This is a genomic window from Arthrobacter sp. 24S4-2 (assembly GCF_005280255.1).
In the GTDB taxonomy this organism is placed as follows: Bacteria; Actinomycetota; Actinomycetes; order Actinomycetales; family Micrococcaceae; genus Arthrobacter.
Genome location: NZ_CP040018.1, coordinates 217,768 through 230,514, shown reverse-complemented (window position 1 = coordinate 230,514; position 12,747 = coordinate 217,768). Strand labels below are relative to the sequence as shown.

The window sequence follows — 12,747 nt, the reverse complement described above, 5'->3', positions numbered from 1 at the left end:
AAGTGGAACCTAGAGCCCGCCGGCCAGCTTGTAGTAGGCGGCATTCCAGTTCAGTTCCTTCTTGAACTGCTTGATGGTGGTGCCTTCGTCGATGGTCAGGAGTTCGGTCTTTGCTATCTCGGCGAAGTCCTCGAACACGTCCATGCCCACCTGGGTGGAGAGGACCGTATGGTGGGCGGCGCCGGCAGTGAGCCAGGCCGCGGCCGACGTCGCGAAGTCGGGCTTGGGCGACCACAGCGCGCGCGCCACGGGCAGGTTGGGCAGCGGCTCGTCCAGGTCCACCACGTCCACCGCGTTGGCCACCAGGCGGAAGCGGTCCCGCATGTCGGAGAGCGCCACCACGACGCCGGGGCCTGCGTCGGTGTCGAACACCATGCGGACCGGGTCCTCCTTGCCGCCGATGCCCAGCGGGTGGATCTCGACGCGCGGCTTGGTGGCGGTCAGCGACGGGCAGACCTCCAGCATGTGCGCGCCGAGGATCTTTTCCTGGCCGGGGGCCAGGTGGTAGGTGTAATCCTCCATCAGGGAGGCGCCGCCGGGCAGGCCGGAACCCATCACCTTGGCGGCGCGGACCAGGATGGCGGTTTTCCAGTCGCCCTCGGCGCCGAAGCCGTAGCCGTCGGCCATCAGCCGCTGCACGGCCATGCCGGGCAGCTGGCGCAGTTCGCCGAGGTCCTCGAACGAGGTGGTGAACGCCGCCGAGCCGTTGGCCTCGAGGAAGCTGCGCAGACCCAGCTCGATCCGGGCGCTGTAGCGCAGCGATTCGTGCCGCGCTCCCCCGGCCTTCAGTTCGGGCACCACGTCGTAAAGGCGCTCGTACTCCGCCACGAGGGCGTCGACGTCGGACTCTGCGGCACCGTGAACCGCGTCGGCGAGCTCGTTCACGGACCAGGTGTTGACCGAGACGCCGAAGCGCAGCTCGGCCTCGGTCTTGTCACCTTCGGTGACGGCCACGTTGCGCATGTTGTCACCGAACCGTGTCAGTTTGAGGGTGCGGACGGCGACCCAGCCGGCGGACGCCCGCTGCCATACGCCCACCTGGCGGCAGACCTCCGGGTTGGACACATGCCCCACCACGGTCTTGCGGGGAATGCCCAGGCGGGACTGGATGTAGCCGAACTCGCGGTCGCCGTGGGCGGCCTGGTTGAGGTTCATGAAGTCGAAGTCGATGTCCGCCCAAGGCAGCTCAACGTTGGCCTGGGTGTGCAGGTGCAGGAGCGGCTTGCGGAGCAGGTCCAGGCCCTGGATCCACATCTTGGCCGGGCTGAACGTGTGCATCCAGGCGGTCACACCGATCACGGCATCGTCCGAGTTGGCTTCCAGCGCGGTCCGGCGGATGGCGTCCGAATCGGTGAGGACCGGCTTCCAGACCACCTTGACCGGCACATCGGAGGACTCGTTCAGGGCGGCGGCAATCTCCTGTGACTGCGCGGCGACCTGCTTGAGGACGTCTTCACCGTAAAGGTGCTGGCTGCCGGTGAGGAACCAGACCTCGTACGGCTCGAGGGACGTGTTGTTGGCGTTGCTCATGGGGTTCTCCTGAAGAAAGCGGGTGGACTGCGGCGCTACTGGCCGTAGACGTTCTGATAGCGGGCGTAGAGGGATTCGATGCTGGCCTGGTCGATGGGAAGCGGTTCACCCAGCTGGCGGGAGATATGTACGGTGCGCGCCACTTCCTCGCACATCACCGCGGCCTTCACCGCCGAACGCGCATCCTTGCCGATGGTGAACGGTCCGTGGTTCTGCATCAGGACGGCCGGTGACGTCGAGTTCCGGAGGGTTTCCACGATTCCCTGGCCGATCGAGTCGTCGCCGATCAGCGCGAACGGACCCACGGGGATGCTCCCGCCGAACTCGTCGCTCATCATGGTCAGCACGCACGGGATCGCCTCGCCGCGGGCAGCCCACGCCGTGGCATAGGTGGAATGCGTGTGCACCACGCCGCCCACTTCCGGCATATGCCGGTAGACGTATGCATGTGCCGCCGTGTCCGACGACGGCGAGAACGGCGGATTGCCCCACTCCCCGTCCGCGGGGATGCCGTGGAGGTCCGTGACCACCATGCTCTCCGGGGTGAGGTCCGCGTACGAGACTCCGGACGGCTTGATGACCATGAGGTCATGGCCGGGAACCCGGGCGGAGACATTGCCGGCCGTCCACACCACCAGTTCGTAGCGCGTGAGTTCGGCGTGCAGTTCGCAGACCTCGCGACGGGCCTGCGCGATGGTTTCAAGAAGGTTACTCATGCGGACACTTCCTCTGCGGCCGGGTTAGCGGGGTCGGCGTTGCGCTCCGGGGTGCCTGCGGCGGCGGCAAATGAGGGCCTGGCCGCGCGCTGGATCGCCTTAAGCCGGTGCATCACGCTGTTCGTGCCGCGGCCAAAGTAGTCGTGCAGGGTGCGGTACTCCTGGAAGAGTCCCTCGTACGCGGCAACATTTTCCGGAATCGGAATATAGATCCCGCCGGGCTCTGAACCCATGGCAGCGGCCGCGGCACGGATGTCCGGATATTGACCCGCCGCGACGGCGGCGTGGATGGCCGAGCCCAGCGCCGGCCCCTGCGTGGACCCGATGGTGGACAGCGGCAGCCCCGTGATGTCCGCGTAGATCTGCATGAGCAGCTTGTTCTTGAGCAGGCCGCCGGCCACGATGAACTCCTTGACCGGCACTCCCGAGTCGCGGAAGGCGTCCACGATGGTGCGGGTGCCGAAGGCCGTGGCTTCCAGCAGGGCGCGGTAATTGTCTTCGGGCCGGGTGGCGAGGGTCTGGCCCACCACGACGCCGGACAGTTCGTGGTCCACCAGCACTGAGCGGTTGCCCGAATGCCAGTCCAGGGCAATGAGCCCGTGTTCACCGATTGCCTGGCGGGAAGCCAGCTCCGTGAGGTACTCGTGGATGCCCACGCCCTGGTCAGCGGCTGCCTGGTGGTACTCGGGCGGGACGCCGTTGTTGGTGAACCAGCCGAAGATGTCCCCCACACCGCTTTGGCCAGCCTCATAGCCCCACAGTCCTTCGACGATTCCGCCGTCCACCACGCCGCACATGCCCGGGACTTCGCGAAGCTCGGAGCCGTTCATAACGTGGCAGGTGGAGGTGCCCATGATGGCCACAAGCTGTCCCGGTTCCACGGCCTTTGCCGCCGGCGCCGTGACGTGGGCGTCCACGTTGCCCACTGCGACGGCAATGCCTTCCGGCAGCCCGGTCCAGGCGGCGGCTTCGGCCGTCAGGTGGCCCGCCGCGTCACCCAGCCGGCCGATGGTGTGCGCCAGCTTGGTGCTGACGAAATCCTTGAAGTCCGGGTTCAGCGCGGACAGGAATTCCTCGGACGGGTAGCGCCCGTCCTGGTAGATGCCCTTGTATCCGGCGGTGCAGGCGTTGCGCACGTAGTTGCCGCACAGCTGCCACACGATCCAGTCGGCCGCCTCCACCCAGCGGTCCATTGCGGCGTACGCTTCCGGGTCTTCCTCCAGCAGCTGGAGCCCCTTGGCAAACTCCCATTCAGAGGAGATCAGCCCGCCGTAGCGCGGCAGCCAGCTTTCGCCGCGTTCAGCAGCGAGTGCGTTGATCCGGTCTGCCTGCGGCTGGGCGGCATGGTGGCGCCACAGCTTCACGTAGGCGTGCGGACGGTTGGCGAATTCGGAAAGCTCGTTCAAGGGCGTGCCGTCGGCCTTGACGGGGACCATGGTGCAGGCCGTGAAGTCGGTGGCGATGCCCACCACGGCGGCGGGGTCGATCCCGGCGTCGGCGATCGCGGCGGGCACTGCCCGGCGCAGCACGTCACGGTAGTCGTTGGGCACCTGCAGGGCCCATTCCCCCGGCAGCCGTGCGGCTGCTCCATCCGCTACGTCCGCCAGGTCCGCCGGAAGAGCGCCGGTGACCACGGCGTGGGGGTATTCAAAGACACCGCTGCCCAGTTCCTTGCCGTCCCGGACGCGGACCACCACGGCCCGCCCGGACAGCGTGCCGTAGTCCACGCCGATCACAAAGCTGTCTGAACCGTCTGCTGTGACGTCCATCAATTCCTCCAATAGTCTCCGCTGCTCTGCGGTTGAGTTAATTGTTAGCGCTAACAAACGACCTGTCAAGGTATGGCCCATGCTGCAAGTGGTGCCAACGGCCGGAAGCCACCCGGTCAAGGCTTGTGGATCAGTGGCGGATCAGGCAGGCGGGGCCGTGCTTGCACGCAGCACGATCCGGGGATCCACCACGGTGGTTCCCGCCCCGGCACCGTCTTCGAGCAGCGCCAGCATCATGTCCACGCAGCGGCGGCCGAGCTCCTCAAAGTCCTGGCGGACGGTGGTGAGCGGGGGCGTGAAGAAACCGGCCTCGGGCTGGTCATCGAAACCCACCAGGGACACATCCTCGGGCACCCGCACGCCGGCTTCACTGAAGGCGCGCAAGACCCCCAGCGCCATCTGGTCGTTGCCCACGAACAGCGCCGTGGCAGTACGTTCGACGGCGAGCTTCTGGCCGATGCCATAGCCGCTGCCAGCGCTCCAGTCCCCCTCGACGAGAAGGTCGTCGACCAATCCCGCCTGCGCCAACGCTTCCCGCCAGCCTTCGGTCCGCTCCGCGGCATCGATCCAGTCCTGGGGCCCGGAGATGTGCCCGATGCGCTTATGTCCACGCTCAATCAGATGTTCAACGGCGAGCCGGGCACCCAGCTTCTGGTCCACCATGGCGCCACTGAACCTGCCTTCCCCGCCGGAGCCAACCACCACCACCGGGACGTCCAGGTTCAGGACTTCAAGCGCCTGCAGGGTTCCGGTGTGCGGCACCAGGGCCACGATCCCGTCCACTCCCTGGTCCATGAAATGGCGCGCGGCGTCGGCAATCGAATCGGCGCTGACCTCCCGGAGCGCGGCGATGCTGACGAAGTAGCCTGCGTTGCGTGCCGCCTGCTCAACCCCGAGCAGCGTGTTGGCGGGTCCATACTGGGAGAGTTCGCTGGCCAGTACGCCAATGGTGTGCGAACGCCGGGTGACCAGGCTTCGCGCCGCGGTGTTCCGCCGGTAACCCAGCTCGGCAATGGCAGCCTCTACGCGTTCGCGCGTCGCTTTGCTGACATTGGGGTGGTTGTTGACTACCCGGGACACTGTCTGATGGGAGACGCCGGCGCGTTCCGCCACGTCTTCAAGTCGCGGAAGGCGCCGCTCGCTGCTATAGGCCATGAAGCTATTGTGCTCGAGCCTGCAGCGCATCCACGAAAACGCTCGGAATGTCCTGCGGATTTGTCGCCACATAGCTGGTGCCCCCGGTGGCTTCGGAAATCTTCCGGAGGGTCTCGGCGTCCGCGTCCCCGGTGATCCCGATGCTGACAATGACGACGGGCTTCGCCGGGTCCCGCTCGCGCTGCAGGGCCTCCAGCAACTCCTCGCGGCTGAGGGAATCGGCGTCTTCGTTGGCTCCGTCGGTGAACAGGATCACACTGTTGATGGCCCGGGCGTCATAGTTCGCCTTGACTGTCCGGTAGGCGGCCAGGGTGGAGTCGTAAAGTCCCGTGGCGCCGCCGGTCCGCTTGTCCAGGCCGGAGATGTCCGCCACGAGGCGGTCCCGCTGCGTGACGCCGTCCACCACCTGGTCCATTTTCCTGATGGGGTCGAGTTCCACATAGTCCTGGTTGCCGCCGCCCAGGCCGATCGAAAACGCCCACATCCCCAGTGCGGCGGTGTTGGGAAACAGCTTGCTGCCGGCGATGGCCGCCTCTTGCGTAAGTTGCATGCGGGTCTGGCCACCGGCCCGAAAATTCATGGACCCGGAGACGTCCATGACCACCAGCGACCTGAAGGGAATGGCTTGGAGGGACCAGCCTTTCAGGGTCCGCTGGACGCTTTCGGCTGACGCGGGTTTGAGCGCGACGACGCTGCCCACGCCGCGCTGGTCCGGGGTCCGGCTGCCGTCTGCGGGCCGCAGTCCGTTGTCCGCGAGAGCCTTACTTCCGTCCTCGGTGGCCGTCGCCGAGGCGAGTGCCTTCGCGGCGTCAGCAACAACCTGGCCGCGTGCCTGGCCTGCGGCGGTGAGCGCCATCGGGTAGTCCAGGGACGCCGAGCCGGTGTGCGGCATCGACGCGGACAGGTGGCTCGCCGGAGCAGTCTTGGCGAAGGCCAGCCAGGCCTGCTCGGTGACGATTGCGAATCCCCCGGCGGAAGCCACGGCCTCCAGCTGCTTGGCGTCGGTCAGCTTCTCTCCGGTGCGCTGGCTCTCGCTCTGGACGAGCTGGGCAGTGGCGGCCTGAAGTGTTTTCGCTTCCGCGCGGCCGGCCTCCACTTCGGAGAGGGCTCCCAGCAGCGCCACTTCCCCGCTGCCGGTCAGAAGCGGATCACCGAACCGGACACCGGGGGCCTGCAGCGCATTGAGCCAGGTGGCAAACCCGGGATCGTCCCCCTGGCGGCCAACTATCACTCCCGGCGTCGAGGCAAGGGATGGCACGGCGATTTCCGGTGCCGTGGCGGCCACGACGCGCCGGATCCTGACGGCGGAGTCGGACACCCACAGGTCCGGGGCGTCTTTGCCCGCGGTCACCCTGGCGGCGAGCTCAGGCTGCGCCTGGGTCTCAATCGTGTATTTCACGCAGGCGCCGGTGGGCACCTTGGCGGCCGCGCCTTGCAGTGCCGGGGCAATGGTGGCGTCGGCGCCGACGCGGACTTCGGCGGGGACGCCACAGCGCGCAGCCGCCAGGGGCGACTGGCTGCCCGTGATCCAGATGACGGCAGCGGCGGCCACGGCAATGACCACCATCACGCCGACGATCATCACTATCCGGGGCCAGAAAAACGGCGACTTGCGGGGGAATCGGCCGTGGCGCTGCGGGCCTGCTGCTCGGCGACCTGACATGGGCGCGGTACCTATCTGGTGGGGGTCCTGGTGGGCGGTTGGCGTTTGCCGGCCACTGTCCGCGCATGCGGGAAGCCCCAAGTCTGGCTGCAAAACCGTTCCAGTATACGTAAGTGAGTGTCCGGCATCACATCGGGGCGCATGCGGGCATGGCCTAACAAAAAACTAATGGTTGAAGATTCAACCAAATGCTCGTAGAATGGGGATATGACGCAGACCCTCGACCGCCCACCGGTACTCTTCCTGAGCCACGGGGCCCCTCCCCTGGCTGACGATGCACGCTGGACCAGCGAACTCAGCGCCTGGTCCCGCACCTATGGCAAGCCCAAGGACATCCTGATGGTTTCCGCGCACTGGGAGAACGCGCCGGTGACCCTGAGCGCCACCTCGCGGAACCCCGGCCTGGTCTACGACTTCTGGGGCTTTCCGCAGAAATACTACGACGTCACATACGATGCGCCGCAGGCCCGGGAACTCGCGGGCGAAGTTGAAAAGCTTGTTTCCACCCACGGCCATCACGTGGAACGCGACGAGGAGCGCGGCCTGGACCACGGCGCCTACGTCCCGCTCGTGGAAATGTATCCCGAGGCAGACATCCCGGTGCTGCAGATGTCCATGCCCACGCTGGATCCGCAGGGCCTGTTCAACCTGGGCAAGAGACTGGCGCCGCTGCGGGACCGCGGCACGCTGATTGTGGGCTCCGGCTTCACCACGCACAACCTGCGCTGGTTCAACCCTGCCGGCGGACCGGACACCGCGCCGCCGTCCGCATCAAGCGAGTTCGACCACTGGGCACAGGAAACCATGGAAGCCGGCGACATCGATTCCATCCTGGACTTCCTGCACAAGGCACCGGCGGCCCGCGAGGCGCATCCGCGCAGCGAGCACTGGGCTCCGCTCTACGTGGCTCTCGGTGCCGCCTACGAGTCCGGCGACCTGCACGCCAGGACAGCCATCGACGGCTTCTGGTTCGGCCTGTCCAAGCGCTCCTGGACCCTGACCGGCAAATAACACGCCGCATCTGCTGGTAACGCCGCTCGTTTCTCTCGCAGGAGCTGCAACAGTGATGGCCATTGCCGGTCAGTTCCAGACCGGCTAGGTGGCTCGGCCCAGCGCGGGAGCGGGTTTGAGCAAGGGGATGAAGGCGATCAGCGCGACGAGCTGGGTTACGACGGTAAAGATGATGAGCCCTGTGAGGGAGGCCGAGTAGAGGGCCCCAATAATGGTGGACCCCGCCAGCCAGGCCACGCCGTAGATGGCGGTGAAGATGCCGTACCCGGTCCCGCGCCTGGCAGCCGGAACAAGGTCCGCGACGGCGGCCCGGAGGGTGGATTCGTGGATTCCAAGGGCCGCCCCCAGACGACGGCACCGGCCCAGACCAGGCCGGGCGTGGTGGTGAAGGACAGGAACGGTACGGCTGCGGTCAGCGGCAGGGCGATGAGCAGACCGCGCAGCCCGATCTTGTCGTAGAGCGCCCCCGAGGCCAGTGCTGCCAAGGCGGCGGCTCCCATGGAGACGGCATAGGTGACAGGTATCAGTGCGGACGGCATCACCTGCTGGACTTCAAGGTGGTAGGAGATGACCCCGAAGGTGGAAAACCCGAACATGGACACGGCCGTGAACGCGCTGTACCACCAGAACCGGGCCGGCAACGGGACCCGCGGTGCCCGGCTGCCCCGTTCAACAGCGTGGGCGGTTACTGCTTGGGCGTCGAATCGCTCCGGGGCCGGGACGGCCCGGCGTAGCAGGAGGACGGCGACGAGGGCGAGTGCGCCCGGGATGGCCAGGACGCCGAATCCGAGCTGGTAGCCGGAGACTGCGATCATGAGCCCGACGAGCAGCGGACCCAGGAGGGCTCCGGACTGGTCGAGGGCTTCGTGGATAGCGAAGGCCTTTCCCCTGCCAATCTCTGTTCCCGCGTGGGAGAGCATGGTGTCCCGGGCGGGGGTGCGGACGGCCTTGCCGAACCGCTCCATGATGACCAGCGCCGAGGCCTGCCACAGGGAGCTCGCCAGGGCCAGGAGCGGGACGGCGAGCACTGTCAGGGCATACCCGGCGATGGTGAGCGGCCAGTATTTGCGGGTCCTGTCGGCGAGGGGTCCGGTGCCCAGGCGCAGGACCAGGGCGACGGCTTCCCCGAATCCGGTGATGAAGCCGACCATGACCGCGGTGGCGCCGAGTGTGGCCAGGTAGGGGCCGGTGATGGACCGGGCGCCTTCGTAAACGACGTCGGCGAGCATGCTGACCACGCCGAAGGTCAGCACGAACCCCATGGGTCCGAGCCTGTTCCTCCGGCTCTTCCCTGTCTGCTCCGCTGTTACGGGCTCTTGGTTCATTCCAGGCACGGCCGCTCCCCGTTCGGGTTCGTGGGTATGATTCCGGGGCTCGTCGGTCTCACAGAAGGCTGGCCAGGGCGAGGCCGGCGGCTGCGGCGCCGACCGCGGCTGCGGCGGTGCCGACGCTGTTCAGGAGAGCCAGTCCGGTGCGGCGGGACTGGATGAGCCGGATGGTCTCGAAACTGGCCGTGCTGAACGTGGTGTAGCCGCCCAGGAACCCGGTGCCGGCGATGGCCTGGAGCTCGAGGGGCGCGGCGTGGGCGATCACGGCCCCGGCGACCAGTCCCAGGACGAAGGATCCGGTGATGTTGATGGCGATCGTGCCGACGGGGAGGGCGGTGCGGAGTCTGGAGCGGACCAGCCCGTCGACCACGAAGCGGGTCCCGGCACCGAGACCGCCGGCGAGTCCGAGCAAAAGAATGGTCAGGACGTTCACGGGTTGCTCTCCTGCCGGTCGGGGTGGAGGGTCGCTTTCCGGCGTCGGGCGGTCATCCTGCTGTGCTGGCCCGAGGCAACCCGGATCCCGGCCACGGTTGCCGCGGCGCCGCCGATCAACGTGGCCGCCATATAAGCCAGCGCATCGGTGGTCCGTCCTGCACCGAGCAGGGTGTTCGTTTCCAGGGCAAGGGTGCTGTACGTGGTGAAGGCGCCCATGAAGCCGGTGCCGGCGAGCAGCCGGACCATCCTCAGCCTGCCGGCGTCGGGACCGCGGCGCACCAGGGCCTCCAGCAGGACACCGAGGAAAAACGCCCCGGCCAGGTTGATGATCAGGGTGGGCAGCGGCCAGCCGCCCGGGGATGGCAGGACCGTGCTGAGGCCGTAACGGGCCACGGCTCCGAACACACCCCCGGTGATGACGACGAGCACGAGCCCGGGGTGCAGGTGCACCGGGCGGTGGGCGCGCGCCTCACCAAGCGTGCCCGCATCTGTTTCATCAGCGCTGGTCTGCGCGGGGTCGCTGTCGATGGGTGGCCGGTTGGTGCCCGTCACGTCGGTTTCGGGGCGGCGGGCCGCGGTGGTTTCGTGGGCGGGCGGTTCCATCAGTGGCCCTCCTGCCGGTGGTGTCTGGTGTGGGGTGCCAGGGGGACGACCAGGACGGGGCGGTGCTGGCGGTGAGTGAGGTGGACCGCAACGGAGCCGACGAGCAGCTCCTCGAACCGGGCTCCCAGACCGCGTTCACGGGTGCCGACGACGATGATGGAGGCCTCCGCCGACTCGGCCAGCCGTCCCAGGGCCCGCGCGGGGTCCCCTGCGAGGGTCACGAAGGACCAGCGGATCCCGCTTCCGTCCAGGGCGTCCTGGAGCCGTTCCCTGATGCCGGCGCGGATCCCTTCAATGTCGTCATCGATCCCGTCAGGATCAATGGGCAGGGCTTCGACTCTGCCGTCGGGTTCTTCGGCGAGGTAGGTGGTGACGTCCACGTACGCGCAGATCAGTTTGACGTTCAGGCTGTGGGCCAGTTCCGCGGCCCGGTGAGCGACGGCCAGGGGTTGGCCGGGCACGACGCCCATCAGCACGGGACCGGTGATCCGGCGGGGGAGATAGGGCGTCGGCCCCGTGGTGGGCCGGGTCTCGTTGGCTGGTTCATTCATGGGCACTCCTGTCATTTGGCGTTGGCGTCGTTGAGATGTGTTCCCGTGGGGCCGTAGGGCATCGAGGGGTCCTCGTCGGTGATTTCCAGGAGCCGGTTGTACTTGGCGACGCGTTCCCCGCGGGCCGGCGCCCCGGATTTCAGCTGCCCGCAGCCTGATCCCACGACGAGATCCGCCACGAACGTATCATCGGTTTCCCCGGACCGGTGCGAGACCATCGCCCCGAATCCTCCCTTGGATGCGGCCGTGAGTGTGTCGAACGTTTCGCTCACGGTCCCGGCCTGGTTCGGTTTGATCAGCACCGCTGTCGCGGAGCGGTCCCGGATGCCGTCCCGTACCCGATCCGCGGAGGTCACGTAGAGGTCGTCCCCGACGACCTGCACCCTGTTCCCCAGGGCGGCAGTAAGTGCCGTCCACCCGTCGATGTCTTCTTCGGCGAGGGGGTCCTCGAGGCTCCAGATCGGGTAATCGGTGATGAGCCTGTCGTAGTAGGAGATCATCTGCTCCGGTGTGTGGGCCTTGCCGGCGACCGTATAGGTCCCGTCGGCGTAGAAGGAGTTCGCGGCGGGGTCCAGGGCGATCGCGATCCCGCGCCGGCCCGGCGTGTAGCCGGCGTCCTCAATGGCGGCCACGATCAAATCCAGTGCCTCCTCGGGGCGGGCGATGGCCGGGGCGTAGCCGCCTTCGTCGCCCAGACCGGTCGCAAGGCCCTGTTGGCGCAGCCGCCGGGACAGGGCGTGGTAGACGTCCGATCCCCAGCGGAGCCCGTCGGCGAAGGAGGGCGCACCGGCGGGGGCGATCATGAATTCCTGGAACTCGAGGGGGTTCGCGGCGTGCTGGCCGCCGTTGAGGACATTGAAGTGCGGCACCGGCAGCCGCCCGGACCGGCTCAGGGTCTGGGCGATCCAGACATGCAGCGGCAGCCCGGCCGCTGTCGCGAAGGCCCGTGTGGCGGCCATCGACACCGCGACAATGGCATTGGCCCCCAACCGTGACTTGCCTGGTGTCCCGTCCAGCCCGAGGAGTGCCTGGTCTACGTCCGAAAGTGTTTTCCAGCTCCGCGAGGTAAGCAGTTGGGCGATTTCGGTCCTGACGTTGGTCACAGCTTTCTGCACGCCGCGGCCGGAGTACTCTTGGCCTCCGTCGCGCAGCTCGACCGCCTCATGCGCGCCGGTGGACGCCCCGGACGGCGCGGAAGCAACGGACACGGCCCCATCGGAATGCTGGAGCCAGACTTTCACTGTGGGATAGCCGCGGGAGTCCAGGATCTGCAGGGCGCGCACGCCGGTGATCTGTAGTTCATTCATAATGAGTGTCTCCATTTCCTCGTCTTCATCTCAGGTTCCGCCCGGGGCGACCAGCGCGGACGGCCGCCGCCAGCGGATTCAGATACTCTCCGCCCCGCACCACGGGCACGAGGTCAGGGCTGACTTGATAGGCCAGCGGGTGTCCGGTGGGGATGTTCAGGACCTCGACCTCAACATGGGAGAGCCGGTCCAGGACAAGGCACAGGGCCCGTAGCGCGTTGCCGTGCCCGATCACGAGGACGTCTTCTTCCTCCCGGATCCGGGGACGGAGGTGCTGGTGCCAGAACCGGAACACCTCGGGCCCGAGCTCGCTGAGCAGTTCACTCCTGTCCCTGCCGGTCAGGGAGCCGTTGCTGCGTTCGTTCAACTCCCATGCCGCAAGCGATGGGGCGGCTGCGGCGCCAAGGACGTCCAGGACCATTCGAGTAGTGTCCCGGGTTAGGGGCGGGTCGGGCAGGCCGGTGAAGCGCTTCTGGGCGTTCAGGACACTTTGGCCGCGGCGGAGGAAAACAAGTGTGCCGGGTGCGGGCATGGCTCACCTACCTTCGTATCAGCAAAGGTAGGAACCATTAGCCAGGAGGCGGTTCGAACAGCCACACCTAGACGCGGGCCGTTCCGGCGGGATCCATCACCGTGAAACAGAGACTACAGGGACAGAAGCGGGGGCCGCCACCCTGTG

General features: G+C 67.3%; 12 protein-coding genes and 1 riboswitch. Of the genes, 1 reads left to right on the top strand and 11 read right to left on the bottom strand.

All coding sequences use genetic code 11. The annotated features are described in order from the left end of the window. Positions 1–9: 9 nt before the first annotated feature. The 5 genes from araA to FCN77_RS01125 form a co-directional block, all read right to left on the bottom strand. Positions 10–1,530 (bottom strand): L-arabinose isomerase, encoded by a 1,521-nt coding sequence (gene araA, locus FCN77_RS01145; protein ID WP_137320765.1) that lies wholly within the window; start codon positions 1,528–1,530, stop codon positions 10–12. Between the two features lie 35 nt (positions 1,531–1,565). Further along, complete coding sequence (locus FCN77_RS01140; RefSeq protein WP_137320764.1) at positions 1,566–2,246, bottom strand: L-ribulose-5-phosphate 4-epimerase; 681 nt, start codon at positions 2,244–2,246, stop codon at positions 1,566–1,568. Next, positions 2,243–4,015 carry a ribulokinase gene (araB, locus tag FCN77_RS01135; RefSeq protein WP_137320763.1) on the bottom strand — a complete coding sequence of 591 codons (1,773 nt, stop codon included), beginning with the start codon at positions 4,013–4,015 and terminating at the stop codon, positions 2,243–2,245. The genes FCN77_RS01140 and araB overlap by 4 nt, the downstream gene beginning before the upstream one ends. A gap of 141 nt (positions 4,016–4,156) precedes the next feature. Next, the gene (locus FCN77_RS01130) at positions 4,157–5,170 is read right to left on the bottom strand and encodes a LacI family DNA-binding transcriptional regulator (protein WP_137320762.1); all 1,014 of its coding nucleotides are present in this window, start codon (positions 5,168–5,170) and stop codon (positions 4,157–4,159) included. 4 nt (positions 5,171–5,174) lie between these two features. Further along, positions 5,175–6,833, bottom strand: coding sequence for a substrate-binding domain-containing protein (locus tag FCN77_RS01125; RefSeq protein WP_137320761.1), 1,659 nt, complete (start codon positions 6,831–6,833; stop codon positions 5,175–5,177). 207 nt (positions 6,834–7,040) lie between these two features. On the opposite strand from FCN77_RS01125, the gene FCN77_RS01120 reads away from it, so the two are divergent. Continuing rightward, entirely contained in the window at positions 7,041–7,844 is an 804-nt protein-coding gene (locus tag FCN77_RS01120; protein WP_137320760.1) for a dioxygenase, read from the top strand. Between the two features lie 155 nt (positions 7,845–7,999). Here the strand turns inward: FCN77_RS01120 and FCN77_RS01115 are convergent, their stop codons facing one another. From FCN77_RS01115 to FCN77_RS01090, 6 genes are all read right to left on the bottom strand, one after another. Next, entirely contained in the window at positions 8,000–9,106 is a 1,107-nt protein-coding gene (locus FCN77_RS01115; RefSeq protein WP_217496207.1) for an MFS transporter, read from the bottom strand. Between the two features lie 121 nt (positions 9,107–9,227). Then, on the bottom strand, positions 9,228–9,596 hold the full coding sequence (locus tag FCN77_RS01110; protein ID WP_137324584.1) for a CrcB family protein: 369 nt from the start codon (positions 9,594–9,596) through the stop codon (positions 9,228–9,230). 5 nt (positions 9,597–9,601) lie between these two features. Further along, entirely contained in the window at positions 9,602–10,210 is a 609-nt protein-coding gene (locus FCN77_RS01105) for a CrcB family protein (RefSeq protein WP_137320759.1), read from the bottom strand. After that, positions 10,210–10,761 carry a universal stress protein gene (locus FCN77_RS01100; protein ID WP_137320758.1) on the bottom strand — a complete coding sequence of 184 codons (552 nt, stop codon included), beginning with the start codon at positions 10,759–10,761 and terminating at the stop codon, positions 10,210–10,212. The genes FCN77_RS01105 and FCN77_RS01100 overlap by 1 nt, the downstream gene beginning before the upstream one ends. 11 nt (positions 10,762–10,772) lie before the next feature. Next, complete coding sequence (eno, locus tag FCN77_RS01095) at positions 10,773–12,068, bottom strand: phosphopyruvate hydratase (protein WP_137324583.1); 1,296 nt, start codon at positions 12,066–12,068, stop codon at positions 10,773–10,775. A gap of 25 nt (positions 12,069–12,093) precedes the next feature. Next, entirely contained in the window at positions 12,094–12,600 is a 507-nt protein-coding gene (locus FCN77_RS01090; RefSeq protein WP_137320757.1) for a hypothetical protein, read from the bottom strand. A 21-nt stretch (positions 12,601–12,621) separates the two neighbouring features. Continuing rightward, positions 12,622–12,710, bottom strand: a riboswitch (Fluoride riboswitch). Positions 12,711–12,747 lie beyond the last annotated feature (37 nt).

What these genes read in the sequence shown, in the direction of transcription:
- araA (WP_137320765.1), bottom strand. Translation starts at nt 1,530, where the DNA reads ATGAGCAACGCCAACAACACGTCCCTCGAGCCGTACGAGGTCTGGTTC.
- FCN77_RS01140 (WP_137320764.1), bottom strand. Translation starts at nt 2,246, where the DNA reads ATGAGTAACCTTCTTGAAACCATCGCGCAGGCCCGTCGCGAGGTCTGC.
- araB (WP_137320763.1), bottom strand. Translation starts at nt 4,015, where the DNA reads ATGGACGTCACAGCAGACGGTTCAGACAGCTTTGTGATCGGCGTGGAC.
- FCN77_RS01130 (WP_137320762.1), bottom strand. Translation starts at nt 5,170, where the DNA reads ATGGCCTATAGCAGCGAGCGGCGCCTTCCGCGACTTGAAGACGTGGCG.
- FCN77_RS01125 (WP_137320761.1), bottom strand. Translation starts at nt 6,833, where the DNA reads ATGTCAGGTCGCCGAGCAGCAGGCCCGCAGCGCCACGGCCGATTCCCC.
- FCN77_RS01120 (WP_137320760.1), top strand. Translation starts at nt 7,041, where the DNA reads ATGACGCAGACCCTCGACCGCCCACCGGTACTCTTCCTGAGCCACGGG.
- FCN77_RS01115 (WP_217496207.1), bottom strand. Translation starts at nt 9,106, where the DNA reads ATGGGGTTCGTGCTGACCTTCGGCGTGGTCAGCATGCTCGCCGACGTC.
- FCN77_RS01105 (WP_137320759.1), bottom strand. Translation starts at nt 10,210, where the DNA reads ATGGAACCGCCCGCCCACGAAACCACCGCGGCCCGCCGCCCCGAAACC.
- FCN77_RS01100 (WP_137320758.1), bottom strand. Translation starts at nt 10,761, where the DNA reads ATGAATGAACCAGCCAACGAGACCCGGCCCACCACGGGGCCGACGCCC.
- eno (WP_137324583.1), bottom strand. Translation starts at nt 12,068, where the DNA reads ATGAATGAACTACAGATCACCGGCGTGCGCGCCCTGCAGATCCTGGAC.
- FCN77_RS01090 (WP_137320757.1), bottom strand. Translation starts at nt 12,600, where the DNA reads ATGCCCGCACCCGGCACACTTGTTTTCCTCCGCCGCGGCCAAAGTGTC.